The organism is Pseudomonas sp. LAIL14HWK12:I1 (genome assembly GCF_003202095.1).
Lineage (GTDB): Bacteria > Pseudomonadota > Gammaproteobacteria > Pseudomonadales > Pseudomonadaceae > Aquipseudomonas > Aquipseudomonas monteilii.
The window spans coordinates 12,137-29,315 of record NZ_QJKG01000010.1; the positions used below are offsets into that span (position 1 = coordinate 12,137).

12 protein-coding genes and 1 pseudogene are annotated in these 17,179 nt (G+C 65.8%); 6 read left to right on the top strand and 7 right to left on the bottom strand.

Annotated features, from left to right (window positions below):
- Positions 1–166 precede the first annotated feature (166 nt).
- From D906_RS21825 to D906_RS21850, 5 genes and pseudogenes are all read left to right on the top strand, one after another.
- A pseudogene (locus D906_RS21825) lies at positions 167–298 on the top strand (nitrate ABC transporter substrate-binding protein); the annotation flags it as partial.
- A 47-nt stretch (positions 299–345) separates the two neighbouring features.
- The gene (locus D906_RS21830; protein ID WP_019097984.1) at positions 346–1,569 is read left to right on the top strand and encodes a lipase family protein; all 1,224 of its coding nucleotides are present in this window, start codon (positions 346–348) and stop codon (positions 1,567–1,569) included.
- A 12-nt stretch (positions 1,570–1,581) separates the two neighbouring features.
- Entirely contained in the window at positions 1,582–2,781 is a 1,200-nt protein-coding gene (locus D906_RS21835) for an LLM class flavin-dependent oxidoreductase (RefSeq protein WP_025754351.1), read from the top strand.
- Between the two features lie 4 nt (positions 2,782–2,785).
- Positions 2,786–4,339 carry an ABC transporter substrate-binding protein gene (locus D906_RS21840; protein WP_027615706.1) on the top strand — a complete coding sequence of 518 codons (1,554 nt, stop codon included), beginning with the start codon at positions 2,786–2,788 and terminating at the stop codon, positions 4,337–4,339.
- A gap of 201 nt (positions 4,340–4,540) precedes the next feature.
- Entirely contained in the window at positions 4,541–7,117 is a 2,577-nt protein-coding gene (locus tag D906_RS21850) for a TonB-dependent receptor plug domain-containing protein (RefSeq protein WP_033694724.1), read from the top strand.
- A gap of 85 nt (positions 7,118–7,202) precedes the next feature.
- On the opposite strand, the gene D906_RS21855 is transcribed toward D906_RS21850, so the two are convergent.
- The 7 genes from D906_RS21855 to D906_RS21885 are packed head-to-tail and all read right to left on the bottom strand — an operon-like array spanning position 7,203 to position 15,505.
- Complete coding sequence (locus D906_RS21855) at positions 7,203–8,981, bottom strand: ABC transporter ATP-binding protein (RefSeq protein WP_027615708.1); 1,779 nt, start codon at positions 8,979–8,981, stop codon at positions 7,203–7,205.
- On the bottom strand, positions 8,978–9,805 hold the full coding sequence (locus D906_RS21860) for an ABC transporter permease (RefSeq protein WP_025754354.1): 828 nt from the start codon (positions 9,803–9,805) through the stop codon (positions 8,978–8,980). The genes D906_RS21855 and D906_RS21860 overlap by 4 nt, the downstream gene beginning before the upstream one ends.
- Positions 9,798–10,874, bottom strand: coding sequence for an ABC transporter permease (locus D906_RS21865; RefSeq protein ID WP_027609695.1), 1,077 nt, complete (start codon positions 10,872–10,874; stop codon positions 9,798–9,800). The genes D906_RS21860 and D906_RS21865 overlap by 8 nt, the downstream gene beginning before the upstream one ends.
- Complete coding sequence (locus D906_RS21870; RefSeq protein WP_027615709.1) at positions 10,867–12,441, bottom strand: ABC transporter substrate-binding protein; 1,575 nt, start codon at positions 12,439–12,441, stop codon at positions 10,867–10,869. The genes D906_RS21865 and D906_RS21870 overlap by 8 nt, the downstream gene beginning before the upstream one ends.
- 10 nt (positions 12,442–12,451) lie before the next feature.
- Positions 12,452–13,639 (bottom strand): LLM class flavin-dependent oxidoreductase, encoded by a 1,188-nt coding sequence (locus tag D906_RS21875; RefSeq protein ID WP_027615710.1) that lies wholly within the window; start codon positions 13,637–13,639, stop codon positions 12,452–12,454.
- A gap of 54 nt (positions 13,640–13,693) precedes the next feature.
- Positions 13,694–14,425: a class II aldolase/adducin family protein gene (locus D906_RS21880; protein ID WP_019097618.1), complete on the bottom strand. Its 732-nt coding sequence runs from the start codon at positions 14,423–14,425 to the stop codon at positions 13,694–13,696.
- Positions 14,426–14,443: 18 nt separating this feature from the next.
- Complete coding sequence (locus D906_RS21885) at positions 14,444–15,505, bottom strand: ABC transporter substrate-binding protein (protein WP_019097617.1); 1,062 nt, start codon at positions 15,503–15,505, stop codon at positions 14,444–14,446.
- A 380-nt stretch (positions 15,506–15,885) separates the two neighbouring features.
- Here D906_RS21885 and D906_RS21890 point away from each other — a divergent pair, with 380 nt between their 5' ends.
- Positions 15,886–17,118, top strand: a complete 1,233-nt coding sequence (locus D906_RS21890) for an acyl-CoA dehydrogenase family protein (protein ID WP_027615711.1) — start codon at positions 15,886–15,888, stop codon at positions 17,116–17,118.
- Positions 17,119–17,179 lie beyond the last annotated feature (61 nt).

Consider the following 17,179-nt stretch of genomic DNA (forward strand, 5'->3'; position numbering starts at 1 on the left):
CTGCCCGCCGATCAGCAGGCCAAACCCTTCACCGACAGGAAATCCCTCCCCGAAAGCCCCGCCAATCGAGCCCTGCAGGCCATTTTCAACCGGCTGGCATGCATTTCGCTCCAGGCCTGAGGAACCTTTGCCTGGAGCTGCACATGAACAATCCCTCGCGTCATGCCCTCAGCTTGGCGCCGCTGCCATGTCAGCCGGCAAAGTGGATGCCGCCGTGCTGCTCAACGAAGCCAGCGCCCTAAAAGACGAACGCGGGGTGCGCATCCTCTGGGCGACCAAGCAAGCCGCCAACGACTGGCCGTCCTCAAACGCTCAACTCAGCCATCAACCTTGAGACCCTGACTCATGAAACTGCCTGCTTCCCTCATCTTTGCCCTCAGCGCCCTGGCCCTGTCCGTGAGTGCCGTGGCCGCCGAAACCTACGCACCCAAGCCCGACCCGCAACAGGGCGATGGCCGCGTGTCGGCCTTCTACACCTGGACCAAGATCATCCCCGCCACGCCCGGCAAACTGCTGCGCAGCGAACCGCTGGAACAAGCCCTGAGCTTGCCCAGTGCGGCCAGTGCGCAACGCATCCTCTACACCTCGCTGGACGGTATCGACGGCAAGACCCCGGTTGTGGTTTCCGGCGCGCTGTTCATCCCCAAAGGCAAGGCACCGGCAGGCGGTTGGCCGGTTGCCAGCTGGGGCCATGGCACGGTCGGCGTGGCCGACATCTGCGCGCCATCCTGGGCCGGGCGCAGCTACCGCGACGTGCAATACCTCAACCGTTGGCTCGAAGAGGGCTACGCCATCGTTGCCACCGACTACCAAGGCCTGGGCGTCCCCGGCGGCCACCCGTTGCTGAACAACCGCATGGCCGCCTACGGCATTCTCGATGCGGCCAAGGCTGTGGTGGCCGGCGTACCGGGGCTGGCCGACAAGGTGCTGATCATCGGCCAGTCCCAGGGCGGTGCCGGGGCGTTTGCCGCTGGCGCCTACGCGGCCACTTATGCGCCCAAGCTAGGGGTCAAGGGCAGTATCGGCACTGGCGTGATCTATACCGTGGGCCCGAAAAACGTTGGCGAGCAGGACCAGGACAAAGTCGACCCGGCATTGGCTTACGGCTTCTACACCCTGCTGGCTGCGCAACAGTATGACCCGAGCATCGACCCGCGCGACTTCTATACCGACAAGGCCCTGCCGCTGTTCGAGCAGGCACGTACCAGCTGCCTGTCATCGCTGGTCAGTGATGTGGTCGGCACCGGCCTGACCCCGGCCAATGCCAAGAAAGACTACAAGGGCGACAAGCTCAAACCATGGCTGGCACAGGTGTCGTACCCGACCCTGAAACTGGCCCAGCCGATCTTCATCGGCACCGGTGCCGAGGACAAGACCCCCGCCGCCGCTACCCAGGTAGCGCTGATGCAGGACGCCTGCAAGGCCGGCTCTGTGGTGCAGGGCCACTTGTACAAGGGCCTGGGCCACAGCGAAACGGTGAATGCCTCGCTGAAGGACTCGATCCCCTTCGCCCGCCAGGTCATCAGCGGCCAGCCAGTCACCCCCAATTGCAGCCCAAGCGTCCAGTAAGGAGGCCGCCCCATGAGCATCGAATTCTTCACCCGCCTACCCTTGCACGGCGAAACCCAGTTCCTGCCCGGCGACCCGCGCAACCGCGGCGACTGGCATGCGGGCGGGGCCAGTACCGGGGCGGTGTCGGGGTTTGCCGTAGGTGATCACTTCACCTATATCGACTACCTCGGCCAGATCGCCCGCGCGGCGGAAATCAACGGCTTCGGCGGCGCGCTGATGGTCAACGCGCCGACCGGAGAAGAACCGTGGACGGTGTGCTCACTGCTGGCCCGGGAAACGCGCACGCTGAAGTTCGTCACCGCGTTCCAGCCCTACCACTACACCCCGTGGGTGGCCGTGCAGCAGGCCGCGACCTACCAGCGCGCTACCGGCAACCGCCTGGTGTGGAACATCATCAACGGCGGCTCGGATGCCATCCAGCGTCAGGTCGGCGACTTCGAGGGCCATGACGAACGCTACGCTCGCGCCACCGAATTCATGGACGTGGTGCGCGGCTATTGGCACAACGAGCAGTTCCACTACGAAGGCACCTATTACCGTGCCGAAGGCGGCGGCCTTCGCGGCCCATTGAAAAAGGCCGAACTGCCGCTGATCTGCACGGCCGGCTCGTCGGTGGCAGCGCGGGAATTTGCCGCCAAGCACGCCGACTTCTACCTGATGCGCGCCGAGCACCCGGACGAGATCGCTGCGCTGATCGACGACATTCGCGCCCGCGCGTTGAAGTGGGGGCGCACCGATATCCGTTTTGGCCTGTCCATTGACGTGATCACCCGCGACACTGAAGCGGCAGCGCTGGCCGAAGCCAAACGCTTCTTCGACGAAGGCGTGGCCAAAGGCACGGTCAAGGCCCGCGCGGCCCACGCAGGGCTGCGCACGGCACGCAAGCTGAGCTACGAACATGGCTACAACGACAAGGACGAGCAACAGGCCTTCGACGACTTCTTCATCCACCCCAATGTGTGGACCGGCTTCGGCTACATCGGTATCCCGCCGGGCTGCGCGCTGGTAGGCAGCTACGCCAACGTGGTAGCGCGCATCCACGAGTACCACGGCATCGGCATCGACCTGTTCTTCCTGGCCGGCTACCCGCACCTGGAAGAGGCCTACCGCATCGGCGAGCACATCCTGCCGCACTTCCGTGCGCAGCGCGCAGCCCTTGCCCGCCCGGCAACCGAACCCGTGCAGCTGCACGCCAGCAATGGAGCCTGACGCCATGGCCAGGGACGGTTTCCCATTGAGCCGGCGCAGCTTCCTTGGCCACGCTGGCGTGCTGGCCGGTGGTTTGCTGGCCGGCTGCGGCCCCGCCGACAGCCCAAGCCATGCCGTAGCCGACCAGCCGCGCCATGGCGGGCGCCTGCGTTTAGGCATCATCGACGGCAACCAAAGCGGCAACCTCGACGCCCACAAGCCCATCGGCAGCGGCATCGTGCGTGGCTTTGCGCTGTACAGCAAGCTGTGGGAATGGGACGAGCAGATGCAGCCGCGCCTGGCCCTGGCCGAGTTCGCCGAGCCCAACGCCGATGCCAGCAGCTGGACCCTGCGCCTCAAGCCCGGGCTGGAGTTCCACCATGGCAAGACCATCGACGCCGAGGACCTGATCTTTTCCATCCGCCGCCTCACCGACCCGCAGCTGGCCTCGCCCTATGCGGCGCTGCTGCACTGGGTGGACCGCGACAACCTGGTCAAGCTTGACGAGCGCACCGTACGCCTGAGCTTTCGCGACGGCCGCAGCTACCTGCCGCTGCCGGAGACCTGGGTCAACTTCGGCGGCATCGTGCCGGTGGACTACCACCCGGTCACTAACCCGGTCGGCGCCGGGCCTTACAAACTGAAAAGCTTCACCCCGGGCCAGCGCTCGCTGTTCACCCGCTTCGACAACTACTACAAACCCGGCAAGCCCTACGCCGATGAACTGGAGATCATCGACTTCAAGGACCAGACCGGCCGCCTGGCGGCACTGCGCGCCGGGCAGATCGACATGGCCAACGTGATGTCCACCGAGCACCTGCAGGTGCTGCAGGCCGACCCACGGTTGCGCCTGCTGAAGTCGGTGAGCGGCAACTGGCTGTCGTTCGACATGAACACCGCCAAGGCGCCGTTCAACGACCCGCGAGTACGCGAGGCATTCCGCCTGCTGGCCGACCGTGACGAGCTGGTGCGCCGTGCGCTGAATGGCCAGGGCCGTGTGGCCAATGACCTGTATGCACCCTTCGACCCCACCTTCGACCACAGCATTGGCCCACGCCCCTATGACCCGCAGCGCGCAGCGCAGTTGCTGCGTGAAGCCGGCCATGAGCAGTTGCAGGTGGAGCTGGTGACCACAGCCGGGCCGGGGCTGGCTTCGGCACTGGTGCTGGCCGAGCAGGCCCGGCGCATTGGCGTGACGATCAACGTGCGCCAGGTTGACCTGGCCACCTTCCAGGGTCCGCAACGGGATGACTGGACCCTGAGCACCGGTGGCAGCATCGGCGCGCCGTTCCTGGCCAGCGCGATTCATACCGACGCGCCGTTTGCCGTGGCCAACAAGACCCACTTCAACGACCCCGAATTCAGCCAGGCCTTTCTCGCCGCCATGGCCCAACCGGACCTGGAAAAGCGCAAGGCGCTGGTGCACCGGGCGCAACGCATCCAGTACGCGCGCGGCGGCATGCTGATCTGGGGCTTTGCCGACCTGCTCGACAGCGTCAGCACCCGCGTGGGTGGCGCGCAGGCGGAGCAGTCGCTGTTCAGTACCTGGCGATTCGAGCGTTTGTGGCTCAAAACCTGATCTCTGGGCCGGCATCGTTCTCTGTGGGAGCGGGCGCGCCCGCGAACCAGGGCAAAGCCCTGGCCATGCACCGCGGTGGATTCTTCGCGGGCATGCCCGCTCCCACAGGAACCGCGTCAGCGCCCCGCATCAACCTATAACCGCAGGCGCGGCTGCGCCCTCGTTTTTCCCCTATTCCTACTATCGGACGAGGCCCAGCCAATGCCCCGCGTTACCTTGCTCCACCCAAAATTCCAGCCCAGCGCCCTGGCGCTGGCCATCCTGGCCACCAGCACGTCATTGGCCCACGCCGAAGATACCCTGCTGCAAACCGTCACCGTGCAGGCCGAGCAGACCGACGACGACGCACTGCCCACTCGCCCGCCCGCCTCGATCTATGGCGGCCTGGAAGCCAAGGTGCTCGACACCCCGCGCTCGGTCACCCAGATCAACGCCGAACAGTTGGCCAACGACCCCATCCGCAGTTCCGACGACCTGGTCAAATACGCCCCCGGCATCACCCGAGGGGGTGGCCAGAACGCCGGGATCGCCCCGCAAATGCGCGGGCAGAACACCGAGGTGTTTCAGGACGGCCAGCGCGCCTACGGGGTTCGCCACCCCGCCAACTTCAACGCCTACGAAGGCGCCGATATCGTCGCCGGGCCATCGTCGGTGACCTATGGATCGGTCAGCGGCAGTGGCGGCTACGTCAACTACCTGAGCAAGAAACCCGACTTCAACCGATTCCGCACCAAGCTCAGCGGCGAAATCGGCAGCTGGATCCCCGATGGCGAATCACGCGATGCCACCAAGTTCAGCATCGACCACACCGGCCCGCTCACAGACAACCTGGCCTACCGGGTCAGCATCACCCGCCAGCGCCAGGAGGACTTCTACGACAACGTCGAGAACAACTTCGACGCCTTCTACGGCGCGTTGGCCTGGCGCAACGACAACGTGCGGGTGGACTGGAATGCCGCCTATGACGACTACTACGACTACAACATCACCCACGGCTGGAACCGCGCCACCCAGGACTTGGTCGACCACGGCAAGTACTACGCCGGCCGTGCCACGCCGATCATCCAGAACGGCAATACCCTGTGGTCGCCGGTGCTGTCCTCGGGCGCAGCCGACGCTCAGGTGCTCGGGTGGGTGCAACGCCAGCGCAATGCCCAGGGCCAGTACTCAGTGGTGGACGGCAGCTTTCAGGGCGCCTCGCCCAATACCCAGGCCAACCCCGGCAGCCTGCGCGGCTGGGTCTACGACCCGTCGCTGACAGGCAATGGCCTGACCTCGTTGTCGTCACAAACCGGCCAGCGTGCACAGGACGAAAACCGCTCACGGCGCTTTACCACGCAACTGCGCGTCGAAGGTGACCTGACCTCGTCGATCACCCTGGCCAACAGCACCTTTTACCAGCACTCCACCGATACAACCGACGCCGTGGGTGCGTTTCAGGTGCAAGGCAAGGACGATATCTTCGACAACCGCTTCGAGTTCCGCGCCCGTGGCCAGTGGCAGCTGGGCGACCTGACGCTGGTCGATGACAGCAACAGCGGGCTGATCTATCGCCGCGAGCGCAACGAGTCGATCGCCGCCAACAACAGCTTTGGCAGCACCATCAACGCCTATGACCTGACCCTCGACCCCACCTTGAAAAACCCCGGTGACCTGCTCGGGCTCACCGGCCGCAACCCCGCAGGCGGCAACGCTGCGTGGATCGGCCAAGCCGGCGTGCCGCAGTTCTCCAGCTACTACGGCTGGCTCAACCTGCCGGCCATGTACCCGGCCGGGCATGGCCTGTATGCCGAGTCAGTGGCGCCGTACACCGCCGACAGCACCTGGACCACCAAGACCCTGTTCAGCCAGCACAACCTGCGGCTGGGCGAGCGCGTGGGCCTGAACGTGGGCGCCAGCCGCAGCTGGATCGATGCCCGTATCGAAAACCCCTTCGTGCTGCCCGGCGGCAACCCACGCAAGGACTCGGACAACTACCGGCTGTTCTCGGTGCAGGTCAGCCCCTATGTCAAACCCACGGAAAACAGCACGCTGTACTACACCTTCGACCGCTCGCTGGCGGTGAACACCGGCTTCTTCACCAACGGCCTGGGCTGGGGCAGCGGCACCGGGGCCAACCAGCTCAACCCGCTGGCCTTCGAGAGCCTGAGCGTGTTGCATGAGGTGGGTTTGAAAGTGGAGGCAGTGCCCGACCAGCTGTTCCTCACCCTGGCTGCCTACAAGCAGGCCCGCGACCAGTCGCCGGACAGCAACAACAACATCGCCCGGTTGATCGTCAAAGGGTGGGAGGCAACGCTGCGCTACCAGGACCAGAACCTGCGGGGTGGCCTTAACCTCAGCCGCATCAGCGCTTACAACGAGTTCACCAGCCAGGCCGGGTTCGCCTCGGCCGGGTTCATCCCCGACAACGGCACGGTATTCGGCGACAACAACAGCCTCAACCAGCGGCCATCCGGCAAATTCGATGCGGTGCAGATCCCTGAATACAACGCAGGCGGCTATGTCGACTACCGCTTCGATTCTGGGTTTGGCGTGGAGCTGTCAGGGTGGTGGACCAGCAGTTGGTACCTGAACCTGAGCAAGACGGTGAAAGTGCCGGACGAATACAACCTTGACCTGGCCGTTTACTACCGCCAGCCGCAATGGGGCGTGACGGTGCGCATGCTCAACGTCACCGACGAGCTGAATTTCGTCAGTGGCCTGGCCGGCTCTACCAACACCTTCCTGCAACCGATGCCGGGCCGGACCTTGTTGGCGCAGGTGGATTATCAGTTTTAGAGGTTTGTTGTCTGGGAGATCGAGCGCCGCCCGCGCGGGCGGCGCTCGATCTCCCAGGCGCCAAACTTCTTCAGACAAACCAACATCAAAACCGGGCAAGGCTCGGCGAGTGCGCCACCAGGTTGCGGGTATAGGCGTCCGCCGGCCGCTCCAGCACCTGCCCGGCACTGCCCTGCTCCACCACCCGCCCCTGGCGCAACACCAGCACGCGGTCGGCAATCGCCCGCACCACGCCCAGGTCGTGGGTCACGAACAGCAACGTCAACCCTTCGCCCTGCAAATGCCGCAACAGGGCCAGGATCGAGGCCTGCACCGACACATCCAGCGCCGAGGTGATCTCGTCACACACCAGCAACTGCGGTTCACAGATCAACGCCCGGGCAATCGCCACGCGCTGACGCTCGCCGCCGGAAAGCCCCTGCGGGTAAAGGTCGGCTACCCGTGCCGGCAATGACACCCGCGCCAACACCGCCTCGACCCGCTGCCGGGCCTCGGCACCGCGCACGCCAAAAAAGTGCGCCAAGGGCGCACTCAAGGTTTGCCCCACCGTTTGCCGTGGGTTCAGTGCCCGGTAAGGGTTCTGGAACACATACTGAACCTGGTGCCGCAACCGTGCATCACGCTGCCGGGCAGCAAAAGCCAAGGGTTGCCCGGCATAGCGCATTTGCCCCTGCACGTTCTCGCCCAGCCCGGCTATGGCCCGGGCCAGGCTGGTCTTGCCCGAGCCGGACTCACCGACCAATGCCAGGCATTCGCCCTGGCGCACCTGCAGCGACACATCGAACAACACCTGGCGGTCATAGGCGACATCCAGGCCCTGCACCTCCAGCAGCACTTCGCCGGGTGCGGCCAGCGCTTCGACCCGCACCTCACCCAAGGCCGCATGTTCGTGCTCTGGCACCAGGCACGCCACCTGATGGCTGTCTGCATGCGCCAGTAGCGACGGCGCGATCACTGAACACTCCGCACGGCGCCGGCCGCAGCGCGGCGCGAATGCACAACCATCCGGGCGCTGCCCTGGTGCCGGTGCATGCCCGGCGATCGCCTGCAACGGCTGGCGCCGGGCTATGTCGGGAATGGCTGCGAGCAAGGCGCGGGTATAGGGGTGCGCAGGCATGCGGAACAGCACCTCGCGCCCGGCCACTTCCACCAGCCGCCCGGCGTACATCACCATCACCCGGTCGACCAGGTCACGCACCACTGCCAGGTCATGGGTCACGTACAGCGCCGCCACGCCCTGGCCACGGCACAGACGCTTGAGGGTTTGCAGCACATGGGCCTGGGTGGTCACGTCCAGCGCGGTGGTGGGTTCATCAAGCACGATCAGCTTCGGTTTCAAGACGAACGCGAGGGCCAGCATGACCCGCTGTTGCTGCCCGCCGGACAGTTGATGCGGAAAACGCCGCAGGAAGGCGTCCTCATCGGGCAAACCCACATCCCGCAACGTTTCGCCGACACGCAAGCGCACGGCATCACGCGACAGTGCAGGCTGATGCGCCAGCAGGGTTTCACCCAGCAAGGCACCGATGCGCAGCGCGGGGTTAAGCGCCGTGGCCGGGTCCTGGGCCACGTAACCGACCAGCCCGCCACGGGCCAGGCGCAACGCTTCGCCTTCCAGTTCGAGCAGCGACTGCCCGGCCACCTGCACTTGCCCAGCCACAATGCGTGCGCCCTGCCGGGCATGGCGCAGCAAGGCCGTGGCCAACGTGGTCTTGCCCGAACCGGACTCGCCCACCAGGCCAACGATCTCCCCAGCCGCCAGGCTGAAAGAAACCTTGGCCAGCACATCGAACTGCCCGGCCAGTTCTACCCGCAGGTCACTGACCCGCAACACTTCACTCGCAACATTCAACGGCGCGTTCATGGCTGCTTCTCTCCTATCCGTGCACTGGCCCGTCCAATGCCTTCGGCCAGGATGTTGGTGCCGTAGGCAAACACCCCGATGAGCAAGGCAGGTGCCAGTACCGCCCAAGGCTGTACCAGCAGGCCTGCCTGGTTTTCGTTGATCATCAGGCCCCAGTCCGCAGCGGGCGGTGCCACCCCGTAGCCCAGGAAACTCAGGCCCGACAGCATGCCCACCGCCCAGGTGAGCATGTTGCCGAAGTGCACCAACAGCGGCGTGAGGATGTTTGGCAGGATTTCCTGAAAGAGGATGCGCCAACGCGGATAACCCATCATCTGCGCTGCCTCGACGAACTCCTGCCCTGCCACCGCCACCGCGCTGCCACGGGCCAGGCGGATGACGCCGGGCGTGAAGGCGATGGCCACCGTCAGCACGATCAGCCACGGCGCCCGGCCGAGCATGGACACGATCAGCAGCACCAGGATCAGGTCCGGGAACGCCAGCGACACGTCGGCCGCCCAGCTGATGGCCTGGTCCAGGCGCCTGCGCGAGAACCCGGCCAACAGGCCCAGGCTACCGCCGACCAGTAACGCGAGGGTGGCCGCCGCCACCGACATCCACAACACCGACAGGCCGCCAGTGAGCAACCTCGACAACAGGTCATGGCCCAGAAAATCATGCCCCAGCGGTGCCCCGGCAGCTGGCGGGCCATACACCGGCCCAACCATTGCCGTGGGCGCATGCGGCGCCAGCCAAGGGCCGAGTGCTGCCAGCAGGGCTACCAGCAACGTGATCACTGCGCCGCGCCGTACCTGCGGGTCGGCCAGCCAACGCGATTCAATCATGGGTCGCCTCCTGGGCAGGGGTGCTGCGCGCGCGGCGCCACCACGGGCGGATACCACGCCGAACACGGCGGATCATCCGCACCCGGCGTGCAGTGCGCAGCTTGGGGGTAAGCAATACCGTCAGCAGGTCGGCCAGCAGGTTGATCAGCACCACCGCCAGGGTGATGACCAGCACCACGCCCTGGATCATCGGCAGGTCGCGCATCTGGATCGCCGCGTTCAGCGCGGTGCCAATACCCGGGAAACTGAAAATGACCTCGGCCAGCAGCGCACCACCGACCAGCGTGCGCAGGGTCAGCGCCACCCCTTGAATGGCCGGGGTCAGGGCATTGGGTAAGGTATGCCGCCAGACGATGCGCCGCTCGGCGATACCGCGCAGGCGCGCGGCAATCACATATTCGGACTCCAGCGCCTCGATCATCGAGGCGCGCACCATGCGCGTGAGGTACGGCAGTGCCGTCAGGCTCAGGGCCAGCACCGGCAGCACCAGCGACGGCCACTGCCGCCACAGCGGCAGCTGCGGGTCGAGGATCGATACCGCCGGCAACCAGCCCATGCCGGGCATGGAGAACAGCAGCACCAGGCCGATGGCCAACAGAAAGCCCGGTGTGGCCTTGAGCAGGATCAACGCCGACAGGCTCCAGCGGTCCAGCCGGCTGTCGCGGCGCAGGGCCAGGCTCACGCCCAGCAACAGGGCCAACGGCACCACCAGGGCGAGCACCCCGGCCAGCAAGGCCAGGGTGTGGCCCAGGCGGCCGAACAACAGCTGCGCCACCGGGACCTGGGAATCCAGCGATATCCCCAGGTCCCCGCGTAGCGCAGCGCCCAGCCAGCGTAGGTACTGCACCAGTATCGGCTGGTCGAGGCCCAGTTGCCGTTGCAGGGTGAGGATGCTTTCCAGCGGCGCATCAGGGCCAAGAATCACCCGTGCAGGGTCCGAGGGCAGCGCCTGGGTGGCGATGAACACCACCAGGCTGATCACCCAGGCGGTCAGCAGCCCGTAACCGAGGCGGCCGATGAACCAGGCCAGCCAGGCCGGCGTGCGGGGCGTGTGTCGGGTATCAGGCATTGGGGTTCAACCAAAGTTCGTCGAAGCGCCAGGAGGCGAAAGTGGTCTGTTCCGGCGTAAGTCCGCCAACCTTGGCCGACGCGGCGTCGAGCACGTCGGAGAAACCCCAGATCAGCAGCCCGCCACGTTCGTGCTGGATGGCCTGGGCCTCATGCACCAGGGCCTTGCGCTGCGCCAGGTCGGGCTGGGCCAGCGCCTGCTGGTACAGTTCGGTGAAGCGCGGATCGTGGAAGTTGCTGCGGTTGTAGATGGCCTGCGGCGCATCGTTGTGCAGTGCCGAGGCGAGAAAGCCGCGCGCTGGGGTCGAGCCCGGTGACAGTTGCCATTGCTCACGTTGCGGGCCATTGAAGACGGACCCGTCCACCTGATTGACCCTCACTTGCACCCCGGCCTTCAGCGCCTGCTGGGCAAACACCAGCGCGGCGTTGACGCCGGCCCCAGGCGTGGTGGTCAGTTCGACGCGTAAGTCGTCCTGCCCCGCCTGGCGCAGCAGCGAACGGGCCTGCTCCAGGTCGTACGGACGCTGGGCAATGGCGTGGTTGTAAGTGGGGTCGTGGGGCGAATACAGGTCGTTGGCCACCCGGCCAAAGCCATTGAGCCCACGCGCCACCAGTTCCTGGCGGTCGGCCAGCAGGCGGAACGCCTGGCGCACACGCACATCCTGGAACGGTGCCTTGGCCAGGTTCAGGTTGAAGCCGGTGAACGAGGTGGTCGGCGAGGCATACAAGCGCAGCCGCGGGTCGGCCTTGAGCAACGCGCTGTGCTCGGCCTGCACGCCACTGGCCACGTCGATCTGCCCGGCGCGCAGGGCGGCGGCCCGCGATACCTGGTCCTTGAATTCGATGATTTCCAGCTCGTCCGCATAGGGGCGGTTGGGCTTGTAGTAATGCTCAAAACGGGTGTAGAGCGAGCGCTGGCCGGGGATGAAACTTTTCAGCCGATACGGCCCCGCCCCCACCGGGTTGGTCACCGGGTGGTAGTCGGTGGGCACGATGCCGCCGAAGCTGATCAGCGTTTCATCGAGTGGGTAGAAGCTTTGGCCCTGCTTGAAGCGGATCTCCACGGTGCGCTCATCCAGCTTGCGCAGCGCCTGGCGATCGATAGCGCCGACCAGCCCTGCGAATGGCGAAGCCAGTTGCGGGTCAGTCAGCCGCAGGATCGAGAACAGCATGTCGTCGGCGGTGATGCTTTTGCCGTGATGGAACTCCAGCCCCGGCTTGAGGCGGATGGTCCAGGCGCTGGCATCGGCATTCGGCTCGGCAAACTCGGCCAGTGCCAGGCGCGTGCTGACATCGGCATTCCACTCCCAGAACTTGGCGTAAAGTGCCCAACCGCGAATGATGCCGCCGCCTACCGGCTTGTGCGCATCGAGGTTGCCGGCCTGGTCGCCGTCGATAATGCCCACCCGCAAGCGCCCACCGCGCACTGGCGTACCTGGCAGCGCCGCACTGGCCACTGCCGGTGTGCCATTGTCACAGCCGCTGAGCAGCCCGCCGCCGAGCAGCAGGCCGCCACCGACAGCCAGGCTATTGCCGAGAAACACCCGGCGCGAAAACAGCTCGCTCATTACCTTCTCCTTATGCCGGCTGCACGGCAGCCGGTTTGCTCGCCGCACCCAGGCGCGGTACGTCGAAGCCGTGGTCCAGGTCCAGCAACGGGAACAGTAGGTCGGCCACCCTGTGCGCCTCGTCGATCAGCGGGAAGCCCGACAGGATGAACGCCGAGGTGCCCTGGGCTTCGTATTCACGAATACGCTCGGCCACCTGCTCGGCGCTGCCGACCAGGTAAGTGCCGGCAGCCGGGCCGAGGATGTTGAAGCCGAACAGGCTGGGGCCCAGCCAGACGTTGGGGTAGATCTCCAGCTCGCGGGCCGTTGGCAGGCGCCCGGCGCGGATGCTGTCGAGGTTGCGCTGAATGCGCGGGTCGTCGCTGACATAGCTGTCGAAGGTCTGACCGGGAGGCAACTGGCGCTCGATGGCCGCGCGCGCGGTGGCCAGCGAGGTGCGCTGCAACAGGCGCTCGGCGTGGGCCCAGGCTTCCTCCTCGGTCTCACGCACGATCACCTGCAGGCGGGTGCCGTAGGTCAGCTCGCGGCCGATCTTCGCCGCCTCGGCGCCTACCCGGCGGAACTTGTCGCCCAGCTTTTGCGGGGTGTCGGCGAAGCTCAGGTACACATCCAGCAACTGCACCGAATGGGCTACGCCCGGTGCCGAGGTGCCTGCGCCCCACAACGGTACGCCGGGCTTTTGCTTCGGTGGGTGCCAACCGCCCAGCGGGTGATGGGCAGCCGCTGGCGAACGGGGTGAAAGCTTGACGTAGCGGCCATCGTAGCCGGCAGTTTCGCCTGCGTAGAAGCTTTGGAAAGCGCGCCAGTACTCCAGGCTGAAGTCGTAGCGTTCATCGTGCGGGTAATGCACGCCCAGGATGGCTAACCCTGCGTCGTTGCCGTTGACCACGTTGAACAGCAGGCGGCCGTTGGAGAACTGGTCGAAGGTGAGCGCCCACTTGGCCAGCACTGCCGGCGACAGCTCGCCGGGGTGCTGGGCAACCAGGAAGCGCAGGCGCTTGGTGGCGTCGATCAACGCTGCCGACACGGCCAGGCTTTCGTTAGGGCTGGAGCCGAGCAGCGAGCCGTAGAAGCCCAGGCGGTCGGCGGCGATGGCCAGTTGCTTGAGGTGTTCGAAATCGGTGTGCCAGCGGCCTTCGGGTTCCCAGGGATAGGGGCCGTCGGGGGTGGTGAGATACCAGAGGATTTTTACTGCCATGGGGTGGGGTCCTTGTCTTTGGGTGGCGTTCAGGGGCGCACAGCGCCCCAAAGATCAGCCGCGTCGGTCGATGCCTGGCACCAGGCCCAACTCAGTAGCGCGCTCATACAACCCGCTCATCTTCCATTGCTGGGTCAGCACTCCCGGCCCGTAAGGGCGCGACCCACCCAGGGCATCAGCCAGCAATTGAATCTGCGCCCCCTCCTCCAGCAACAGGATGAACTCCGCCGTGGCGCGCAACCCCTGCTTGCCCCACACCGTGGAGCCGCCGTTAGCTTCCAGGATCGCCAGGTTGAATGGGTTCTCGGCAATTTTGTCGAGGATGAAATCCACCTCGGCCTGACGCCGGTCGATGTACACAGGCAGCTCGCGGGCCAGCTGGTAGCGCTGCACCGGCACGTAGTGGAACGGCAAGGTGCGATGGGTTTGTGCCCAGGCACCCAGGTACGGGCTGTGCACGTGTGACACGGTGGTGACATCGGCATGGGTCTGGAACAGCTTGGTGTAGCGGCCCAGGCCGCCTTTGCCCTTGCCGACGATGACGTTGCCGGAAAAATCAGTGACGGTGGCCTGCAACGGCTTGCGGTGGTTCCATGGCCCGCCGTAGTTCACCGATACCAGCAGCTCTTCACCAGGCACGCGCTCGATGAAGCCGACGGTGCCATTGGCGGTGATGGTGTTGGTTTCGCGAAATACGCTGAAGGCCGCTTCGGCTTCGGCCACCACCTCGTCGATGAAGGTTTGCAGTTCGGCAGTGACGGGGCGTTCGTTGATCAGTACGGTCATGTTCAATCTCCAGTCAGGTCAGGCGCGGCGCTGGGCCCGCAGTTCATGGGCAGCTTGCAGAGGCCGCGGGTCGACCCAGTCGGCGATGTCGAAATCGGCTTCGAGGAAGCCGTGCAAGTACAGAAAATCTTTTTGTGTGGCGAGGAAGGCCAGGCGTTGCGCGGACAGGTCCGGGGCCAGGGTGGTGTGGAAGTCGCCGCGATAGGCCTCGGCTACGCCCTGGCTGCCGGCGCGGGTTTCTTCTTCGAGGATGCTGTTGAGCGCGGCGCGGTTGCCGGCGGCCCACTCGGCGGCACGCAGCGTTTGTGCAAGGAAACGCACCACCAGGTCGAAATGATTGTCGAGCAGGCGCTGGTGCACGGTGATTGGCCGCGGCGTGCCGTTGTTGATGCGGTGGCGCGGGTCGGGCAGCAGGTCGAGGTCGACGCCGACCACCAGCCCCAGCCGGCGCGCAGCATCGGCAGCGGCCGCGCCCTTCACGTACACCGCATCGACTTCACCGCGCGCCAGGTATTCAAGCCCCGACCACAGCCGTTGCAGGCCCAGTTGCGGGGTGGCAGCACCGGCCTGGTCGAGCAGCGCTACCTCTACCAGTTGCACGTCATCCAGGTGCAAGCCTGCCGAAGCCAGGGCGCCTTTGTAGCCATGCAGGCTCATGGCCCGGGCAATGCTGCCAGGCCGGGTATCGGCCCAGGCCGGCAGCGCCAGGCGCTTGCCACGCAGGTCGGCGGCGCTGCGAATGCCGGAATCCGGGCGGACCAGAATGGTCTGCCATTCCTCGATCCAGGTCAGGCCGATCAACCGGCTGGGCGAGCCGGCCGCACGGGCAGCCAACGCCGGCACGTTGCCGCCTTCACGAAACAGCCCGGGCAGCTGATGATCGTAATGGTGGTGGCCAAGCTGGCGGGCCTCCTGCAGGGTCGAGACTGGCAGGCCGTCGGCAGCAAACTCCTGCTCCAGCCAGCCGAGCTTGTAGGCGATGCCTGAGGCAGTGGGCACGGGGCAGCGGGTGAACCAGATACGCTCCAGGGCGGACGGGTCGTCTGCCAGGCGTTTTGCGATGGGGGTTGCGAGGGTCATGGGGTGGCTCCTTGGGCGTCGTGAAGGCAGCATTGCAGTGTGCGTGCCAACCGCTGGAGGCCTTGATTTACGCGGGGTTTGCCTTTGGTTGCGGGCGCTGTTTGCTGGGCTGGGAGCAGGATTGCGGGCGGGGTGCTGCCAGATCAGCAAGGGAGGTGTTGCTGGAGCAGCAAAAAGTAGTGGAAGCCTTGCAGGATGGGGCCTGCGGAGGGCTGGCAAAGATATTGCTCGAGGGGTTGGGACCGCGGTGTGGCCATTCGCGGGCATGCCCGCTCCCACAAGGGCCAGCACAACCCTCAAGGGCAGTGCAGGTCCTGTGGAAGCGGGCAAGCCCGCGAAGGAGGCGCACTGGCCCCCTCAGACAAACCCGAGACCCCTCAATGAGCGCCATAGAACCCTCCCCCGCCCGCCGCCTGACCAGCGAGACCGAGGCCATCGAAGTAGCCCGCCAGGTCGCCGCGCAAATCGCCGAACTGGCCGCCGACCCGCGCAACAACGGCCAGCTCCCCCGCCGTCAGGCCGAGCTGTTGTCCAGCAGCGGCCTGACCGCCATCGCCGTACCCGCTCAGTTCGGCGGCCTGGGTGCTTCGGTACAGACTGTGGTCGAAACCGTACGCCTGGTCTCCACCGCCGACGGCGGCGTCGGCCAGCTGCTGCAGATCCACAACGTGATGCTGCGCGGTATCTTTACCGGCTACCCGGATGACGTGCGCGACCGGCTGATTGCCGATGTGCTGGCCGGCAAGCGCTTCGGCAACGCCTTGGCCGAAGTCGGTGGCAAGAACAAGTTCGCCCTCAAAACCCGCGTCGAGCGCCGCGCCGATGGCCAGTGGCTGCTCAACGGCAGCAAGTTCTACTCCACCGGTTCCTACCTGGCCGAATGGATCTCGCTGACCGCCGCCAGCGAAGACGGTGGCGTGGGCGTGCTGTTGCACCGCGACACCCCGGGGCTGACCCTGGTCGATGACTGGCAGGCCTTCGGCCAGCAGAACTCGGTGAGCGGCACAGTGAACTTCGACGACATCGTGCTCGACGAGCGCTACCTCACCCGCCGCAGCGGGCCGATGAAACGCACCGGCCTGACCTTCCCGCAAATCCTCCACGCCGCCATCGACACCGGCATCGCTGCGGGCGCCTTGCAGGCGGCTGTCGAGTACCTGCGCGAGCATGCCCGGGCCTGGGTAGAGAGCGGCATCGAACGCGCCAGTGACGAGCCGCATGTGATTCGCCAGATTGGCGAGTATGCCGTGGCGCTACGCGGCGCCGAGTCGGTGTTGCGCGAGGCCGCGCTCGTGTTCGACGAACACGAGCGCGACCCCGAGAACAAGGCGCTGCAGGATGAGCTGATCTTGTCGGTAGCAACTGCCCGGGCGCATTCCGATGCCGCATCGCTAAAAATTTCCAGTGACCTGTTCTCGCTGCTGGGGGCCAGCGCTTCGCTGAGCAAATGGAACCTCGACCGTTTCTGGCGCAATGCCCGGGTACACACCACCCACGACCCGATCCGCTGGCGGCTGCACAACGTGGGCAACTACTACCTGAACGGGGTCGACCCGGGTGAGTACACAGCAGTGCTCAATGCCAAGGAAACCCAAGGCGCTACTCGCCGTTGAAATCGTTTGAGGGCCGGGGGCGCGTTGCGCCCCTTTCGCGGCACAAGGCCGCTCCTACAAG